Source organism: Pseudomonas sp. GW821-FHT09C09 (genome assembly GCF_059418105.1).
This window is the reverse complement of record NZ_JBWKPF010000008.1, coordinates 24806-43369: the sequence shown is the minus strand read 5'-3', so window position 1 is coordinate 43369 and position 18564 is coordinate 24806. Positions and strand designations below refer to the sequence as shown.

Sequence of the window (18564 nt, the reverse complement as noted above, 5' to 3'; positions counted from 1 at the left end):
CTTACAGATCGCCGAAGAAGCGCTTCACGCCATCGAACCAACCGGTGGTTTTCGGCGAGTGGCTGTTGTCATCCGCCAGAGAGCTGCGGAATTCTTCGAGCAATTCACGCTGACGACGGTTCAGATTGACCGGGGTCTCGACCGCCACACGGCACATCAGGTCGCCCGCACCACCGCCACGCACCGGCGCCACGCCTTTGCCGCGCACGCGGAACTGCTTGCCGGTCTGAGTCCCTTCCGGAATCTTCAGCTTCACGCGACCGTCGAGGGTCGGGATTTCCAGCTCGCCACCCAGGGCAGCATCGACAAAGCTGATCGGCACTTCGCAGAACAGATGCTTGCCGTCACGCTGGAAGATCGCGTGCTCGCGCACATTGATCACAACGTACAGGTCGCCGGTCGGGCCACCCTGAGTGCCCGCCTCGCCTTCGCCGGACAGACGAATGCGATCACCGGTATCGACACCGGCCGGTACTTTGACGGAGAGGGTTTTGTATTCTTCGACGCGACCGTCACCGTGGCAGGAGTCGCACGGATCGGAAATGATCTTGCCCTGGCCATGGCAACGCGGGCAGGTCTGCTGCACCGAGAAGAAGCCTTGCTGCATGCGCACCTGGCCGATGCCGCCGCAAGTCGGGCAAGTCGATGGCGACGAGCCTTTCTTGGCGCCCGAACCATCGCACGGTTTGCAGTTGACCAGTGTCGGAACGCGGATATTCACGGTGGTGCCGCGCACCGCTTCTTCCAGGTTCAGCTCCAATGTGTAGCGCAAATCGCTGCCACGCTGGGCGCCACCACGGGAACCGCCGCGACCGCCACCGAAGAAGTCACTGAAGACATCACCGAAAATATCGGAGAAGTTCTGACCGCCGAAACCGGCACCGCCGCCACCCATGCTCGGGTCGACACCGGCATGGCCGTACTGATCGTACGCCGCACGCTTGCTGGAATCGGACAATACTTCGTAGGCCTCGTTGGCCTCTTTGAACAGTTCTTCCGACGCTTTGTCATCGGGATTACGGTCCGGGTGGTGCTTCATCGCCAGACGGCGATAGGCCTTTTTCAGGTCCGCTTCGCTTGAGCCGCGCTCAACACCCAACACTTCGTAATAGTCACGCTTTGCCATAAGTCTTTGCACTCTTAAGGACGTTCGGCAAACCCCTCCTGAGCTTCGCCAAACTCGTTGAGCCCCAATACAGGCCCGGACCCAACTCACGTCAATTCAACGATCCTGGTCTTTGATTCATGCGGTATTTGCGGCGCGAAAAGCAGGAGCATTTCCGGCCATACCGCCAACACGCGAAGCTTGTCGCATGCTGTAAAAATTCGCGTATTCCAGATACGCCAACGCGGGAGCAAGCTCCCGCGCGGCGACATCCTACCAGTCAGTGCCCAAAGGCAGTCAACCGGCCGACCAACAACTTACTTGTGGTCTTTGACTTCTTCGAACTCGGCATCGACAACATCGTCAGCCTTTTCAGCTTTCTCTGCGTGCGGTGCCGCGCCATCGGCAGGCTGAGCCTGTTCGGCGTACATCTTCTGGGCAACCGGCGCGGAGACTTTCGACAGCTCTTCAACCTTGGCGTCGATGGCAGCCTTGTCGTCGCCTTTGACGGCAGCTTCCAGGGCAACCACGGCTGCTTCGATTGCAGTCTTCTCTTCTGCAGTCACTTTGTCGCCAGCGTCAGCGATCATCTTGCGAGTCGAGTGAACCAGTGCATCACCCTGGTTACGGGCAGCGGCCAGCTCTTCGAACTTGCGGTCTTCCTCGGCGTTCAGCTCGGCGTCGCGCACCATCTTCTGGATTTCTTCATCCGACAGACCGGAGTTGGCCTTGATGGTGATCTTCTGCTCTTTACCGGTCGCCTTGTCTTTCGCGCCGACGTGCAGGATGCCGTTGGCGTCGATGTCGAAGGTCACTTCGATCTGTGGCACACCGCGTGGCGCTGGTGGAATCTCGGCCAGGTCGAACTTGCCCAGGGACTTGTTCTGTGCGGCTTGCTTGCGCTCACCTTGCAGGACGTGAATGGTCACGGCGCCCTGGTTGTCGTCGGCAGTCGAGAACACTTGCGATTTCTTGGTAGGAATCGTGGTGTTTTTCTCGATCAGCGCGGTCATCACGCCGCCCATGGTTTCGATACCCAGGGTCAGCGGGCTGACGTCGAGCAGCAGAACGTCTTTCACGTCACCGGCCAGAACGGCGCCCTGGATGGCAGCACCCATGGCAACGGCTTCGTCCGGGTTCACGTCTTTACGAGCTTCTTTACCGAAGAAATCGGTAACTGCCTTCTGCACCAGAGGCATACGAGTCTGGCCACCGACCAGGATCACGTCGTCAATTTTGCTGGCGTCGATGCCGGCGTCTTTCAGAGCGATGCGGCATGGCTCGATGGTACGGTTCACCAGATCTTCGACCAGCGACTCGAGCTTGGCACGAGAAATCTTCACGTTCAGGTGCTTAGGACCGGTTGCATCTGCAGTGATGTACGGCAGGTTGACGTCGGTCGACTGAGAAGAAGACAGCTCGATCTTGGCTTTCTCAGCGGCTTCTTTCAGACGCTGCAGGGCCAGTGGATCGTTCTTCAGGTCCATGCCGGACTCTTTCTTGAACTCGTCGACGAGGTAGTCGATCAGACGCATGTCGAAGTCTTCACCACCCAGGAAGGTGTCACCGTTGGTGGCCAGTACTTCGAACTGGTGCTCGCCGTCAACTTCAGCGATTTCGATCACGGAAACGTCGAAGGTACCACCACCCAGGTCGTAAACGATCACGGTGTGATCGCCCTTGGCCTTGTCCATACCGTAAGCCAGAGCAGCTGCGGTTGGTTCGTTGATGATACGTTTTACGTCCAGACCGGCGATGCGACCGGCGTCTTTAGTCGCCTGACGCTGGCTGTCGTTGAAGTAGGCCGGAACGGTGATCACCGCTTCGGTCACGGCTTCGCCGAGGTAGTCTTCAGCGGTCTTCTTCATCTTCTTCAGGACTTCGGCGCTGATTTGCGGCGGAGCCATCTGCTTGCCGGAAGCCTCGACCCAAGCGTCACCATTGTTGGCCTTGACGATCTTGTAAGGCACCAGCTTGATGTCTTTCTGCACGACTTCTTCGTCGAAGCGGCGGCCGATCAGGCGCTTCACCGCGAACAGTGTGTTGTGCGGGTTGGTCACAGCCTGACGCTTGGCGGACTGGCCGACCAGGATTTCGCCATCGTTGGCGTAAGCGATGATCGACGGCGTGGTACGCGCGCCTTCGGCGTTTTCAATAACTTTGGCTACGCCGTTTTCCAGTACGGAGACGCAGGAGTTGGTAGTCCCCAGGTCGATACCGATAATTTTGCCCATGTTCACTCTCCCGAAACTTTGGATTTGGTTGCCGCAGCAGTGGTGGCTAACTGCGGTAATACTTAAACGCTTGACTTCTAAATGGGGGCCTTGCGGCTAATTTCAAGCCTTCTCGTCAATCGAAGGCGAAACTGGCGCCGGCGCCTTGCTGACCACGACCATCGCCGGACGCAGCAGGCGACCGTTGAGCTGGTAACCCTTCTGGAACACCTTCAGAACGCTGTTCGGTTCCAGGTCAGCACTTTCCTGCATGGCCATTGCCTGATGTTCCACGGCGTTGAACGGCTCGCCTTCCTGCGGACTGACGGCTACAAGCTGATAGCGCTTGAGGGTGTCCTGGAACATTTTCAGGGTCAGCTCGATACCTTCACGCATCGGACGGATGCTTTCGTCGTCCGGGCTCGACAGCTCAAGGCCGCGCTCCAGACTGTCGACGATCGGCAGCAGGTCGCCGGCGAATTTTTCCAGTGCAAACTTGTGAGCCTTTTCGACGTCCTGCTCGGCGCGGCGGCGGACGTTCTGCAGATCGGCAGCTACGCGCAGAGATTGATCCTGCGCGGCGGCCAATTGCTCTTCGAGCACTTGTACACGGGTCGCCAGGTCATCACCCGAAGCCTCGGGCGCCTGATTGGCTTCTGGATTTTGCGTATCTACTGTCTGTTCGTCAGCCATAGAATTCTCCTTTCAATATCGTCCGCGAGTTCGATTCGCGCTTCTGCCCCGGTATATGGGGCCGCAAAATCAGGCTTCAAGGGCTGACAATAATTAACCCTACAAAAAAGTGCTGCATTGTCATTCCCGGGCGCGATAAGCATTTGATCGGATCAAGCCAATCGAGCTAAGCGAGGGCATTGTCAGGCCGAAACAAAACACTGTATAAATAACCAGACCTAAAGCCTGGGAGCGGCCTTTATGCTGGTGCACCTGTCCGTACACAACTACGCCATCGTTGAACATCTCGATCTCGAACTTGATCGCGGGATGAGCGTGATTACCGGGGAAACCGGCGCCGGCAAGTCGATCATGCTCGACGCCCTCGGCCTGACCCTTGGCGATCGTGCCGACAGCGGCGTGGTTCGCCCGGGCGCCGACAAGGCCGATATCCTGGCGACCTTCGACCTCATCGACATTCCCGAAGCGAGCGCCTGGCTGGCCGAACGCGACCTGGAAATCGACGGCCCGTGCATCCTGCGCCGGGTCATCACCTCGGAAGGCCGCTCCCGCGGCTATATCAACGGCACGCCCTGCCCGCTCGGCGACCTCAAGGCCCTCGGCGAGCTGTTGATCGACATCCACAGCCAGCACGAACACCAATCCCTGCTCAAGACGGACACCCACCGCCGCCTGCTCGACGAGTACGCCGGCGCCACCGATCTGGCCCGACAGGTACAACTGGCTGCCCAGCGCTGGCGCCAGACCCGCCAGGAGCTGGAGCGCCTGTCCAACTCCGGCGACGAGCAACGCGCACGTCATCAACTGCTCAGCTATCAGCTCGAAGAACTGGAAAACCTCGGTCTCGGCGAGAACGAACTGGAAGACCTTGAGCAGGAACACAAGAACCTGACCAACGCCGAAACCCTGCTGGGCATCTGCCGGCAAGTGGTCGAACAATGCAGCGAAAGCGATTCCGGCAATGTGCTGAATGCGCTGACCGCAAGCCTTAATCGCCTGTCCAGCGTGAACAACTCGATTGGTGCCCTGGGTGAAGCCAGCAGTTTGCTGACCAGTGCGCAGATCCAGGTCGAAGAGGCTGTCGGTGAACTCAATCGTTTCCTCGACAACTTCGACGCCGATCCGGCGCGCCTGCAGTATCTGGAAGAACGCCTGGACGCCATTTACACCCTGGCGCGCAAGCACCGGATCCAGCCGACCGAAGTCGCCGAGATGCAGCAAAAACTGCTGGATGAAATCGAAACCCTGAATGCCAACGATGAATCCATCGAGCGTTTGGGCGAAGAGCTTGCTTCGTATGCCCGTCATTATCAGGAAAAGGCTCGCGAGCTGAGCGATCTGCGCCATCAGGCTGCGGGCAGTCTGGCCAGCGCAGTCGAACAGGAGATTCAACGCCTCGGCATGCCCGGCGGACGCTTCACCATCGAACTGCGCCCCAACGCCAGCGGCGAACTCCTGCCCAACGGCCTCGAACAGGTCGAACTGCTGGTCAGCGCCAACCCTGGCCAGCCATTAAAGGCCTTGGCCAAAGTGGCCTCCGGCGGTGAACTCTCGCGGATCAGCCTGGCGATTCAGGTCATCACCGCCCAGACCTCACGCGTGCCGACACTGGTATTCGACGAAGTGGACGTGGGCATCGGCGGCCCGACGGCCGAGATTGTCGGCCAGTTGCTGCGACGTCTGGGCGAACGTGGCCAGGTCCTGACCGTTACTCACTTGCCGCAAGTGGCCGCGCAGGGTCATCAACATTTATTTGTGCACAAGGTGCGGGGCGATCAGGCGACTCACACCGCTGTCTCGAAGCTGAGCAAGAATGACCGTATAGAAGAAGTCGCACGAATGCTCGGCGGCATCGATCTGACCAAAGAGTCTCTGGCACACGCCAAGAAGATGGTCGTTACCGCAAAGGTTTAGGCACGACAGAAAGCACGAAGGCGACCCTTGGGTCGCCTTCGTTCGTTTCGCGAACCTGAAATTCGCGCGACATGCTTACTTTTTCTTGCGTACGTACAGCACCAGGTTGTGATCCACCAACTCGACACCGTGCTCTTCGGCAATTGCCTTCTGGAGCTTTTCGATTTCGATGCTGACGAATTCGACAACCTCACCGGTTTCCACGTTGACCATATGGTCGTGGTGGCCACCGTCGGCCAATTCGAATACCGCGTGACCGCCGTCGAAGTTGTGACGGACCACGAGGCCAGCCGCTTCGAACTGGGTCAGAACACGGTAAACCGTGGCCAGACCGACGTCCTCGCCAGCTTCCATCAACGCCTTGTAGACGTCCTCGGCACTCATGTGACGCTGCTCGGTAGAGTCGAGCATTTGCAGGATCTTGACCCGTGGCAGGGTCACTTTGAGGCCGGCTTTGCGTAGTTCGCTATTTTCAACCATGGTCAGCTTTCTCGCGATGCTGCTTCGCAGCTTCTCTTAATGCGGGTATGATCGGCGTTTACGTTGTCCCAGCCAAGATAGTGGAAGTCGCCCACCGATGCAAAACACCAAGCTCTTGCTAACCAGTTTCACCTTTGTGGGACTGCTCGCACTCGCCGGTTGTTCATTCCCCGGGGTTTACAAAATCGACATCCAGCAGGGCAATGTCGTCACGCAGGACATGATAGACCAGTTACGCCCGGGAATGACCCGGCCGCAAGTACGGTTTATCATGGGCAACCCTCTGCTTGTCGACACGTTCCATGCCGATCGCTGGGATTATCTGTACAGCCTGCAACCTGGTGGCGGTGAACGCCAGCAGGAACGCATGAGTGTCATTTTCGACTCTAACGACCGCCTTGTCAGCCTGTCCGGTGACTTCATGCCGGGCGTGAGCCGTGACGAAGCCATTCTCGGCAAGGACAGTGGCACCAGCGTGACCGCTCCTGCCGAAAACGCCGAGAAGCCAAAACCGGAAAAACCGGTCAAGCCAGGTTCCCTGCTGGATCAGATCCAGAAGGACGTCGATGGTGTGGAAACCGTTCCGGTTCCGACACCAGAGCCGCTGGACACCTCGCCGCAATAATTTGCGACGCAATAAAAAACCCGGAAATTCCGGGTTTTTTATTGCCTGCAGATCAGCGCAATCACTGTTTTCCGGCTTTAGCCTCGGCAGCCTTGGCGGCCCGCAATCGGCGCACCTCTTTCGGATCAGCCAGCAGCGGTCGGTAGATTTCGAGGCGATCCCCCGCCTGAACAACCCGCACATCCGGATCGGCAATCACTTTGCCGAAAATCCCGACCGGACAACCCGCCAGATCCAGCTCGGGAAAGTCGGCATCGATGCCGCTGGCCGACAGCGCAGCACGCACCGTCGAACCTTCTGCCACGCTGATCGTACGCAACACCTGACGATCAACCGCCGCGTACACCACTTCTATTTCGATCACCGGCTCAACCATGCATCTGCTTGGCGCGCTGGCAGAAAGCATCCACCAGAGTGTTCGCCGCCTGATTGAACAGCGGCCCGAGCGTGGCGCGTACCAGCGGGCCGGCATAATCGAAGGACAGATCGAGGCTGATCTTGCAGGCCTTCTCGTTCAGCGCCTTGAACACCCAGACCCCGTGCAATTGATTGAACGGACCTTCCTCAAGGTTCATCTCGATCGACTGCCCCGGCACCAAGGTATTGCGCGTCACGAAGTGCTGGCTGAGGCCGCCCTTGGCCACACCGACACTGGCGCGCATGTGTTCAGGCGAGCTTTCCAGGACTTCCGCGGACGAACACCACGGCAGAAACTCCGGATAACGCGCCACGTCATTGACCAGGTCGTAGAGAAATTGCGCCGGATAAGGCAGCAGCGCTGATCGTTGAATATGTGTCGTCATGTAAGCGTCACTTCCAGAGCTGGGTGGCAAACACTACAAGAATGCCGATGGGCGCCACATAGCGCATCAAGAACAGAGACAGGGCGAACAGCGCCGGGCTGCGAATCGACAATTCGTCACGCACCGCTTCACGCCCCATCACCCAACCGGCAAACAGTACAAAGCACAGCCCGCCGAGCGGCAGCATGATCCGCGAGGTGAAGAAGTCGATCACACCAAAGAAGTCCAGACCGCCTGCGGCACCCCATTGGTAGAGATGGAACATCCCGCCTTCGTTCACGAAAAATTTCGCTTCCTTCCAGATATTGAAGGAAAACACCGTGCCCAGGCCGACAAACCAGCAGGTGAACGCCAGCCAGAATGTCACCCACGCACGACTGATTTTAGTCCGCTCGACCAGATAGGCGACCATCGGCTCCAGCAGGGAAATCGCCGAACTCCAGGCAGCGATCGCCACCAGAACGAAGAACACCACGCCCATCAACTGGCCGAACAGCACGTTACCGAACGCAAATGGCAGGCTGACGAACATCAGCCCCGGACCTTCGCTCGGGTTCAAACCGCCGGCGAACACAATCGGAAACAACGCCAGACCGGCGACCAGCGAAACGAAGGTGTCGAGCAGCGCCACCCCCACGACGGTGCCGGAAAGCGAGGCTTCCTTGGTCATGTAGGCGCCGTAAATCATGATCGAGCCCACGCCCACGCTCAGGGAGAAGAACGCGTGCCCCATGGCCGGCAGCAAGCCGTCGAGGACTTTCTCCGGGTGGAAGTCGAACATGAAGTGCACGCCCTCCATGAAATGCCCGGTGGTCATGCTGTAACCCAGCAACACCAGCACCATCACGAACAGCAACGGCATCATGATCCGCAGGCTGCGCTCAAGCCCGGCGACCACGCCTTTGGCGATCACCACCGCCGACAGCAGCATGAACACTGTGTGCCACAGTGTGATGCGCCAAGGGTCGGCGATGACATTACCAAAGTAGGCGCCCACCTGATCGGCCGTCGCCCCCTGGAAATCCCCACGCCCCATATCGATGATGTAATCCAGCGACCAACCGCCGACCACACTGTAGAAAGACAGGATCAGCAACGCCGTGATCATCCCGGCGAACGCGCCCCACGACCACTTGCCCGAGTGCCCGGCCTCCAGCGCCAGCACCTTCAGGGCATTCGCCGGACTCTGGCGGGCACGCCGGCCGATCAGGGTTTCGGCGAGCATCACCGGAATGCCGATCAGGGCGATACAGGCCAGAAACATCAGCACAAAGGCGCCGCCACCGTAGACCCCGACCATGTAGGGGAACTTCCAGATGCTGCCCAATCCCACGGCCGAACCGGTCGCGGCGAATATGAAAACCCAGCGGCTAGCCCAACTGCCGTGGACAGAAACCTTGTCTGTCGACATCGTTTATCACGCCCAAGCGTTAGAAAAAGAGGCCGCATTGTCCGGGATTCACTCAACCTGCTCAAGCACGCAGCATCACCGTAGCCGACAGCCGTTTATCTCCATATAATGCCGCCCCTATGGCTAAACAGAAGAAACACCCAACAGGGACCATCGCGCAGAACAAAAAGGCGCGACACGATTACTTCATCGAGCACAAGTTCGAGGCTGGTCTGGTCCTGGCCGGCTGGGAAGTAAAAAGTCTGCGGGCAAGCAAGCTGCAACTGGTCGACAGTTACGTCCTGCTCAAGGACGGCGAAGCCTGGCTGCTCGGCAGTCACATCACGCCGTTGATGACTGCCAGCACCCACGTCATCGCCGACCCGGTCCGCACCCGCAAGCTGCTGCTCAACCGCCGCGAGCTGGACAAGCTGGCCGCCGCCGTGCAGCAGAAGGGTTATGCCTGCGTGTGCCTGTCCTGGTACTGGAGCAAGCACATGGTCAAGTGCGAAATCGCTCTGGGCAAGGGCAAGAAGGAATACGACAAGCGTGATACCGAACGCGAACGCGACGCTGGTCGCGAGCTGCAGCGTGCGGTGCGCAACAAGGGCAAGGAAGACTGATTCCTCTGCCTGAATGACCGTTCCCGCGCCCGGCACGGGAACGGTCATGCTTACATCCCTTTGCGCCGCTCGGCCCGAGCCATGCGCTGTACTTCCTGACGCACTTCTTCCAGCACTTCCTGTACATACAGAATGTGTCGGCTGGACACCTCTCGCGCCTGCTCCGCACGCCCTTCGATAATCGCCTGATACAGTTCCCGATGCTGCGTGATCAGCATGTCGCGGGTTTCCGTGCGCTGTTTGTACATGCCGCCGATGTTGGTCACCACGTTGCGCTTGAGCAAGTCGAACAACCCGCGAATGGTGTGCAGCAACACAGCGTTGTGGCTGGCCTCGGCGATGGCCAGGTGAAATTTAGCGTCCGCCGCGCCCTCTTCCGCCCGACTCACTTCGTCATGGCGCGAGTAGCAGTCCTGTAGCTCTTCGAACGCGGCGGTCAGTCGCTCGCGATCCACATCCGTGGCACGCAATGCTGCGTAATAAGCGCACGATGCCTCCAGTGTGTGGCGAAATTCCAGCAGATCGCGCTGGGCTTCAGGATTGCTTTCCAGCAGTTGCAGCAACGGATCGCTGAAGGTCGAGCCCAGGCTTTCCACCACGTAATTGCCGCCGCCCTGCTTGCTGACCAGCAACCCCTTGGCCGCCAGTTTCTGGATTGCCTCGCGCAACGAAGGTCGGGAAACACCGAACTGCTCCGCCAATGTGCGCTCGGCCGGCAGGCGCTCGCCAGACTTCAGCGTGCCTTCGAGGATCATCCCCTCGAGCCGCTCGACAATATCGTCAGACAAACGGCGCTGACGTATCTGATCAAACCCCATCACTCAATTCTCCACGAGCCCGACCACTCGCCGGGCTCTCTATTCTGGCCTATCGGCGCCTTGCCGACACCTGCCAGATGAAACGCCCCGGACCGGATCAGATCGAGTCTGCACCGGTGATTCGACGAAAGTTTCAGGGCGGCAAATTGACACACCGACATCAAGGCTTTTACCCTAGCCAACAGCGATTGTAAATTGGTCTTACCAATTAACCAAGAACGCTGACAGTGCCTGACCAACAACAATTAGGGGCCACCCCATATGCAAACCTGGCAACAGCTCTACAGCCCGCTCGGCAGTCTCGGCGTGTCCGCACTCGCGGCCGTCATTCCTATCGTTTTCTTCTTCCTCGCCCTGGCGGTGTTTCGCCTCAAAGGCCATGTCGCCGGCAGCATCACGCTGGCGCTGGCGATTCTTGTGGCGATCTTTGCGTTCCAGATGCCGGTGGACATGGCGTTCGCCGCCGCCGGTTATGGTTTCGCCTATGGCCTGTGGCCGATTGCCTGGATCATTGTCGCGGCGGTGTTCCTCTACAAACTGACGGTCAAGAGCGGTCAGTTCGAAGTCATCCGCAGTTCGGTGCTGTCGATCACCGACGACCAGCGTCTGCAGGTGCTGCTAATCGGTTTCTGCTTCGGTGCGTTCCTCGAAGGTGCGGCCGGTTTCGGCGCGCCAGTGGCGATTACCGCTGCACTGCTCGTAGGACTGGGCTTCAACCCGCTGTACGCCGCCGGCCTGTGCCTGATTGCCAACACCGCGCCGGTCGCGTTCGGTGCCTTGGGGATTCCGATCATCGTCGCCGGGCAAGTCACCGGTATCGACGCGTTCAAGATCGGCGCCATGACCGGCCGCCAACTGCCGCTGCTGTCGCTGTTCGTGCCGTTCTGGCTGGTGTTCATGATGGACGGCCTGCGCGGCGTGCGTGAAACCTGGCCAGCGGCGCTGGTTGCCGGCCTGAGCTTCGCCGTGACCCAGTACTTCACTTCGAACTTCATCGGCCCGGAACTGCCGGACATCACCTCAGCCCTGGCCAGCCTGATCGCACTGACCCTGTTCCTGAAAGTCTGGCAGCCAAAACGCACTGCGGGCGCACAGATTGCCGGTGCAACGTCGAACGTGGCGGTCACTGCCAGCGTCGGCGGTTTCGGCCAGAAACGCACCACCATCGAATCCCCTTACAGCCTCGGGGAAATCTTCAAGGCCTGGTCACCGTTCCTGATCCTCACCGTGCTGGTCACCATCTGGACCCTCAAACCGTTCAAGGCGATGTTTGCCGCTGGTGGTTCGATGTACGCCTGGGTGTTCAACTTCGCGATCCCGCACCTGGATCAACTGGTGATCAAGACTGCGCCTATCGTCGCCACACCGACGGCCATCCCGGCGGTGTTCAAACTCGACCCGATTTCCGCCACCGGCACGGCGATTTTCTTCTCCGCGCTGATCTCGATGGTCATCCTGAAGATCAACTTCAAAACTGGTCTGACCACTTTGAAAGAGACCTTCTACGAACTGCGCTGGCCAATTCTGTCGATCGGCATGGTGCTGGCGTTTGCCTTCGTGACCAACTATTCCGGCATGTCTTCGACCATGGCTTTGGTGCTGGCAGCGACCGGCGCGGCGTTCCCGTTCTTCTCGCCGTTCCTCGGTTGGCTGGGGGTGTTCCTCACCGGTTCCGATACCTCGTCCAACGCGCTGTTCAGTTCGCTGCAAGCGACCACCGCGCACCAGATCGGGGTCAACGACACCTTGCTGGTGGCGGCCAATACCAGCGGCGGTGTGACCGGCAAAATGATTTCGCCGCAGTCGATTGCCGTGGCCTGCGCCGCGACCGGGCTGGTGGGCAAGGAATCCGATCTGTTCCGCTTCACCCTCAAGCACAGCCTATTCTTTGCAACGATTGTCGGCCTGATCACTTTGGCTCAGGCCTACTGGTTCACCGGCATGCTGGTGCATTGATAACGACAAGAAGACTACCAGAAGCATGGAAATAACCGACGCCGGTTCGTGATTCCGGCGTCAGCAATTCACGACCCGGTCTGTAAGGCTGCTGAAAGCAACACGCTCTATATTCGGCAGCCTCACAGACGGATAACCGGGCCCACCCGGAGACACGCCTGATGAGCGAGCTTTTTTACAACGCAGTGCCCAACGCCACTCGCGTCGCACCGCCACTGCCAGAACCCCGGCAGTACCCGAACGAGAAACCGTCGCGGGTCTACCTGTTCGGCACTTGCGTGGTCGACCTGTTCTACCCGGAAGCCGGGATGGACGCGATCCACTTGCTGGAACGCGAAGGCATTCGGGTCGACTACCCGCAAGGGCAGAGCTGCTGCGGACAACCGGCCTATACCTCGGGTTACACCGAGCAGGCGCGGACGGTGGCGCGCTCGCAACTGGCGCTGTTTGCCGGGGATTATCCGGTGGTGGTGCCGTCGGGTTCCTGCGCGGGAATGATCCGTGAGCATTACTCCGACTTGTTCAAGGACGAGCCGGAAACGTTGAAACAGGTTCAGGCCCTGGCGGCCCGCACCTATGAGCTGGCCGAGTTCCTGCTGTTCGTCTGTAAGGTGCAGCTCAAGGACAGCGGCGAACCGGTGAAAGTGGCGCTGCACACCTCGTGTTCGGCGCGGCGGGAAATGAACACCCACCTGCACGGCCGCGAGTTGTTGGCGCAGTTGAGCAACGTGGAACGGGTCAACCATGACCATGAAAGCGAATGCTGTGGCTTCGGTGGGACATTCAGCGTCCGTATGCCAGACATTTCCGGCGCGATGGTGGCCGACAAGACCCGGGCGTTGAAGGAATCCGGCGCGCATCAGGTACTCAGTGCCGATTGCGGCTGCTTGATGAACATCAACGGCTCGCTGGAAAAACAGCAGGAAGCGCTGCGCGGGCAACACCTGGCAAGTTTCCTCTGGCAACGAACCGGAGGTGCGCGATGAGCACTTCCACGATTATTCCTACGATTGCCGTAGAAGAAGATTTCCGCACCCGGGCGCACAACGCCCTGGGCGATTCGCAGTTGCGGAACAACTTCCGCACCGCGATGGATTCACTGATGACCAAGCGGGCAGCGGCTTTCAGCGATGCCCACGAAAGAGAACACCTGCGTGAGCTGGGCAATGCAATCCGTGCCCGCGCGCTCTCCAAGTTGCCCGACCTGCTCGAGCAACTGGAACAGAACCTGACCCGCAACGGTGTGAAAGTGCACTGGGCGGAAACGGTGGACGAGGCCAATGGCATCGTCCTTTCGATCATCCGTGCTCATGAGGCGCGGCAAGTGATCAAGGGCAAATCGATGGTCAGCGAAGAGATGGAGATGAACCATTTCCTCGAGGCTCGGGACATTGAATGTCTGGAGTCCGACATGGGGGAGTACATCGTCCAGCTCGACCACGAGAAGCCTTCTCACATAATCATGCCGGCAATCCACAAGAATGCCGGTCAGGTCGCGTCCTTGTTCCACGACAAACTTGGCGTGGAATACACCAAGGACGTTGACCAACTCATTCAGATCGGTCGTAGGGTCCTGCGGCAGAAATTCTTCGAAGCGGATATCGGCGTCTCCGGTGTCAACTTCGCCGTGGCCGAAACCGGCACCCTGCTGCTGGTGGAAAACGAAGGCAACGGGCGCATGACCACCACCGTGCCGCCGGTGCACATCGCCGTTACCGGCATCGAAAAAGTCGTGGAAAACCTGCGCGACGTGGTGCCGCTGCTGTCGTTGCTGACCCGCTCGGCGCTGGGCATTCCGATTACCACCTACGTCAACATGATCTCCGGCCCGCGCAAGGAACACGAACTCGACGGCCCGCAGGAAGTGCATCTGGTGCTGCTCGACAACGGCCGCAGCCAGGCGTTTGCCGACAGCGAACTGCGCCAGACCCTGAATTGCATCCGCTGCGGTGCCTGCATGAATCATTGCCCGGTCTATACCCGCGTCGGCGGCCACACCTACGGCGAGGTCTACCCCGGCCCGATCGGAAAAATCATCACCCCGCACATGGTCGGCCTGGCGAAAGTCCCGGATCACCCGAGCGCCTCTTCGTTGTGCGGCGCCTGCGGTGAAGTGTGCCCGGTGAAGATTCCGATCCCCGCGTTGCTGCGTCGCCTGCGCGAAGAAAACGTCAAAGCCCCCGACAGTCCTCACCAAGTGATGCGCGGCCAGGGCAGCAAGTATTCGCGCAAGGAACGCTTTATCTGGAACGCCTGGGCGCAGCTCAACAGCTCGCCGACGTTGTATCGACTGTTTGCATTTTTCGCCACGCGCCTACGCGCCCTTGCGCCGAACAACATCGGCCCGTGGACGCAGAACCACAGCGCTCCCAAACCCGCCGCCCGCTCACTGCATGACATGGCTCGCGAGCACCTGGCCAAACAAGGAGACCGTTGATGAGCGCCAAGCAAAACATCCTCGGCAAGTTGCGTAAAAGTCTGACGGGTACCACACCGATTGCCGACAACTTCGATGTCGATCTGGTGACGCAGCCTTACACCTACAGCGCCGAACAACGGATCCCGCAACTGCGCAAACTGATGGAAGCGGTGCACACCGAAATCCATCTGACGTCCGCTGAAGCGTGGCCGGCGGTGCTCGCGCAATTACTGCGCGACCGTCAGTTGCCGAGCCTGTTGATCGCACCGACTACGCCTCACGGGCAGCGCATCACACAACACTGGGCGAACAATCCTGATCTACCGACACTGAAATCCTACGACCGACCGATGGAAGACTGGAAAGCCGAGCTGTTCAATGACACCCCGGCCAGCCTCACCGGCACCCTCGGTGCCATTGCCGCCACCGGCAGCCTGATTCTCTGGCCGACCCGCGAAGAACCACGGCTGATGAGCCTGGTGCCGCCGGTGCATTTCGCCCTGCTCAAGGCCAGCCAGATCCGCGACAACTTCTATCAAGTGCAACAGGAATTCGAGTGGGCCCAGGGCATGCCGACCAACGCGTTGCTGGTATCCGGCCCGTCGAAAACCGCCGACATCGAACAAGTGCTGGCCTACGGCGCCCACGGCCCGAAAGACCTGGTGGTGTTGATCCTGGAGGACCAATGACCCTACCGGCGACTTTCCTGCGCGATGCGCAGCAACTGATTCCTGCCGAACGGCGGTTCGACGATCCATTGTCGACCCTGGCCTTCGGCACCGATGCCAGTTTCTACCGGCTGATTCCACAACTGGTGATCCGCGTCGAATCCGAAGATGAAGTGGTGGCGCTGCTGAAACTGGCCCAGCGCGATCAGGTGCCGGTGACCTTCCGCGCCGCCGGCACCAGCCTGTCCGGCCAGGCGATCAGCGATTCGGTGTTGATCGTGCTTGGGGATAACTGGAATGCCCGTGAAATTCGCGGCCAGGGCACGCAGATCCGCCTGCAACCGGGCGTGATCGGTGCCCAGGCCAACGCCTGGCTCGCGCCATTCGGGCGCAAGATCGGTCCGGATCCGGCGTCGATCAACGCCTGCAAGATCGGCGGCATCGTCGCCAACAACGCCAGCGGCATGTGCTGCGGCACCGCGCAAAATACCTATCACACGTTGGCCGGGATTCGTCTGGTTTTGGCCGACGGAACCCGACTCGACACCGAGGACGCTTCCAGTGTCGCGGCGTTTCGAACGAGCCACGCTGAACTGCTGGAACGCCTGGCGACATTGGGCCGAGAGACCCGCGCCAATGCCGAACTGGCCGCACGAATCCGCCACAAATACCGTCTGAAAAATACCACCGGCCTATCACTCAATGCGCTGGTGGATTTCGATGAGCCTGTGGATATCTTGAGTCACTTGCTGGTTGGCTCCGAAGGCACACTCGGCTTCATCAGCGCGGTAACGTACGACACAGTGATCGACCACCCGAACAAAGCCTCGGCACTGATCGTGTTCCCCGACGTGGAAACCTGCTGCAACGCCGTCACCGTGCTGAAAAATCAGCCCGTGTCCGCCGTGGAACTGCTCGACCGCCGCAGTCTGCGCTCGGTGCAGAACAAACCCGGCATGCCCGATTTCGTACAGCACCTGTCGAACAACGCCTGCGCGTTGTTGATCGAATCCCGCGCCGCCTCTTCCACGTTGCTGCAAGAGCAACTGGCGCAGATCATGGCCTCGCTCAGCGACTTCCCGGTGGAAAAACAGGTCGATTTCACCGAAGACCCGGTCGAGAACGCCCGCCTCTGGGCCATCCGCAAGGACACCTTCCCCGCCGTCGGCGCCGTGCGCAAGACCGGCACCACGGTGATCATCGAAGACGTCACCTTCCCGGTGGAACAACTGGCAATCGGCGTGAACCGTCTGATCGAGCTGTTCGACAAACATCACTACGACGAAGCGATCCTTTTCGGACACGCGCTGGAAGGCAATCTGCATTTCGTCTTCACCCAAGGCTTCAACAGCCCGGAAGAAGTCGCACGCTATCAGGCGTTCATGGACGACGTGGCGCAACTGGTGGCCGTGGAGTTCGGCGGCTCACTGAAGGCAGAGCACGGCACCGGGCGCAACATGGCGCCGTTTGTCGAGCTGGAATGGGGCAGCGACGCCTATCAATTGATGTGGCAGCTCAAGCGCCTGCTCGACCCCAACGGCATTCTCAATCCGGACGTGGTGCTCAGCGAAGATCCGCAGATTCACCTCAAGCACCTGAAGCCGCTGCCGGCGGCCGACGAGATTGTGGACAAGTGCATCGAGTGCGGTTTCTGCGAGCCGGTTTGCCCATCGAAAGGCCTGACCCTGAGTCCGCGTCAGCGCATCGTGATCTGGCGCGATATTCAGGCGCGAAAACGCGCCGGGATCGACACCACCGAACTGGAAAAAGCCTACGAATACCAGGGCATCGACACCTGCGCCGCGACCGGTTTGTGCGCGCAGCGTTGTCCTGTAGGCATCAACACCGGCGAGTTGGTGAAAAAGCTTCGCAGCCGTCACGCCACGCATCAGAAAGCCGCCAACTGGATCGAAGGAAATTTCGCCACCACCCTGCAAGGGGCGCGCTTCACCCTGCACGTGGCTAACGGTGCGCGGATGTTGCTGGGGGCCCCGCGTCTGTCGAAACTTTCGGCGACGCTGACGCGCCTGTCCAAGGGCCAGGTGCCGCAGTGGACCAATGCCATGCCTCAGCCGGAAAAAGCCATTCGCCTCAGTCCGACCGTCTCGGACGAACGCCCGCGCGTGGTGTATCTGGCAGCCTGCGTATCGCGGGTGATGGGACCGGCAGCGAGCGACAAGGAGCAAATGTCGCTGTACGACAAAACCCGTGGCCTGCTGGAAAAGGCCGGTTATCAGGTGGTGTTCCCGGACAATCTGGACAACCTCTGCTGCGGTCAGCCTTTCGCCTCCAAAGGCTACGCCGAACAGGCCGAGCACAAGCGTCAGGAACTGATCGGCGCCTTGCTGCACGCCAGCCGTGGCGGGCTCGATCCGATCTATTGCGACACCAGCCCCTGCACCTTGCGACTGGTGCAGGATGTGGGAAATGTTCGCCTGGATCTGTATGACCCTGTGCGTTTTATCCGTACGCATCTGATGGATCGTCTGGATTTCACGCCGCAGGAAGCACCGATTGCCGTTCATGTGACGTGCAGCACTCAACACCTGGGGGAAAGCCAGGCGCTGATCGAACTGGCGCGCAAGTGCAGCAAGAACGTGGTCATCCCCGAGGGCATTCATTGCTGCGGCTTTGCCGGCGACAAGGGTTTCACCACGCCGGAGCTGAACAGCCATTCCCTGCGCACCCTCAAGGATGCGGTTCAGCATTGCAGTGAAGGGATTTCCACCAGCCGCACCTGTGAGATCGGTCTGACACAACATGGCGGCATCGACTACCACGGACTGGTCTATCTGGTGGATCGAGTGACCCGGGCCAAACCCCGTGAAACCGCCATCTGAAGAAAAATAGAACCCCT

At 59.7% G+C, this 18564-nt stretch carries 16 protein-coding genes; 8 read left to right on the top strand and 8 right to left on the bottom strand.

Annotation, left to right across the window (positions count from 1 at the left end; all coding sequences use genetic code 11):
- Position 1 precedes the first annotated feature (1 nt).
- From dnaJ to grpE, 3 genes are all read right to left on the bottom strand, one after another.
- Positions 2-1126, bottom strand: a complete 1125-nt coding sequence (gene dnaJ / locus AC07NR_RS23165; protein WP_085711856.1) for a molecular chaperone DnaJ — start codon at positions 1124-1126, stop codon at positions 2-4.
- Positions 1127-1422: 296 nt separating this feature from the next.
- Positions 1423-3339 carry a molecular chaperone DnaK gene (gene dnaK, locus AC07NR_RS23160; protein ID WP_495079568.1) on the bottom strand — a complete coding sequence of 639 codons (1917 nt, stop codon included), beginning with the start codon at positions 3337-3339 and terminating at the stop codon, positions 1423-1425.
- A gap of 102 nt (positions 3340-3441) precedes the next feature.
- Positions 3442-4011, bottom strand: coding sequence for a nucleotide exchange factor GrpE (gene grpE, locus AC07NR_RS23155; RefSeq protein WP_085685597.1), 570 nt, complete (start codon positions 4009-4011; stop codon positions 3442-3444).
- Between the two features lie 240 nt (positions 4012-4251).
- On the opposite strand from grpE, the gene recN reads away from it, so the two are divergent.
- Complete coding sequence (gene recN / locus AC07NR_RS23150) at positions 4252-5925, top strand: DNA repair protein RecN (RefSeq protein WP_248738354.1); 1674 nt, start codon at positions 4252-4254, stop codon at positions 5923-5925.
- A 75-nt stretch (positions 5926-6000) separates the two neighbouring features.
- On the opposite strand, the gene fur is transcribed toward recN, so the two are convergent.
- Positions 6001-6405: a ferric iron uptake transcriptional regulator gene (fur, locus tag AC07NR_RS23145; protein WP_064119476.1), complete on the bottom strand. Its 405-nt coding sequence runs from the start codon at positions 6403-6405 to the stop codon at positions 6001-6003.
- A 97-nt stretch (positions 6406-6502) separates the two neighbouring features.
- On the opposite strand from fur, the gene AC07NR_RS23140 reads away from it, so the two are divergent.
- On the top strand, positions 6503-7030 hold the full coding sequence (locus AC07NR_RS23140) for an outer membrane protein assembly factor BamE (RefSeq protein WP_085711859.1): 528 nt from the start codon (positions 6503-6505) through the stop codon (positions 7028-7030).
- 61 nt (positions 7031-7091) lie between these two features.
- Here the strand turns inward: AC07NR_RS23140 and AC07NR_RS23135 are convergent, their stop codons facing one another.
- From AC07NR_RS23135 to AC07NR_RS23125, 3 genes are read right to left on the bottom strand one after another with little or no spacing between them, the layout of a single operon-like run.
- Complete coding sequence (locus AC07NR_RS23135) at positions 7092-7406, bottom strand: RnfH family protein (protein ID WP_085711860.1); 315 nt, start codon at positions 7404-7406, stop codon at positions 7092-7094.
- Positions 7399-7833 (bottom strand): type II toxin-antitoxin system RatA family toxin, encoded by a 435-nt coding sequence (locus AC07NR_RS23130; protein WP_003221509.1) that lies wholly within the window; start codon positions 7831-7833, stop codon positions 7399-7401. Before AC07NR_RS23130 ends, AC07NR_RS23135 begins: the two co-directional genes overlap by 8 nt.
- A gap of 7 nt (positions 7834-7840) precedes the next feature.
- Complete coding sequence (locus AC07NR_RS23125; RefSeq protein ID WP_114881374.1) at positions 7841-9244, bottom strand: sodium-dependent transporter; 1404 nt, start codon at positions 9242-9244, stop codon at positions 7841-7843.
- A gap of 119 nt (positions 9245-9363) precedes the next feature.
- Between AC07NR_RS23125 and smpB the strand changes: the two genes are divergently transcribed.
- Positions 9364-9846: an SsrA-binding protein SmpB gene (smpB, locus tag AC07NR_RS23120; RefSeq protein ID WP_007953781.1), complete on the top strand. Its 483-nt coding sequence runs from the start codon at positions 9364-9366 to the stop codon at positions 9844-9846.
- A gap of 50 nt (positions 9847-9896) precedes the next feature.
- Here the strand turns inward: smpB and AC07NR_RS23115 are convergent, their stop codons facing one another.
- Positions 9897-10664 carry an FCD domain-containing protein gene (locus AC07NR_RS23115; protein ID WP_085729535.1) on the bottom strand — a complete coding sequence of 256 codons (768 nt, stop codon included), beginning with the start codon at positions 10662-10664 and terminating at the stop codon, positions 9897-9899.
- A 261-nt stretch (positions 10665-10925) separates the two neighbouring features.
- Here AC07NR_RS23115 and AC07NR_RS23110 point away from each other — a divergent pair, with 261 nt between their 5' ends.
- The 5 genes from AC07NR_RS23110 to AC07NR_RS23090 all read left to right on the top strand — a co-directional run bounded on the left by AC07NR_RS23110 (position 10926) and on the right by AC07NR_RS23090 (position 18547).
- Positions 10926-12620: a lactate permease LctP family transporter gene (locus AC07NR_RS23110; RefSeq protein WP_085729534.1), complete on the top strand. Its 1695-nt coding sequence runs from the start codon at positions 10926-10928 to the stop codon at positions 12618-12620.
- Between the two features lie 161 nt (positions 12621-12781).
- Positions 12782-13606: a (Fe-S)-binding protein gene (locus AC07NR_RS23105; RefSeq protein ID WP_495079567.1), complete on the top strand. Its 825-nt coding sequence runs from the start codon at positions 12782-12784 to the stop codon at positions 13604-13606.
- Complete coding sequence (locus AC07NR_RS23100) at positions 13603-15057, top strand: LutB/LldF family L-lactate oxidation iron-sulfur protein (protein ID WP_495079566.1); 1455 nt, start codon at positions 13603-13605, stop codon at positions 15055-15057. Before AC07NR_RS23105 ends, AC07NR_RS23100 begins: the two co-directional genes overlap by 4 nt.
- Complete coding sequence (locus AC07NR_RS23095) at positions 15057-15728, top strand: LutC/YkgG family protein (RefSeq protein WP_495079565.1); 672 nt, start codon at positions 15057-15059, stop codon at positions 15726-15728. The genes AC07NR_RS23100 and AC07NR_RS23095 overlap by 1 nt, the downstream gene beginning before the upstream one ends.
- Complete coding sequence (locus AC07NR_RS23090) at positions 15725-18547, top strand: FAD-binding and (Fe-S)-binding domain-containing protein (protein WP_495079564.1); 2823 nt, start codon at positions 15725-15727, stop codon at positions 18545-18547. The genes AC07NR_RS23095 and AC07NR_RS23090 overlap by 4 nt, the downstream gene beginning before the upstream one ends.
- Positions 18548-18564 lie beyond the last annotated feature (17 nt).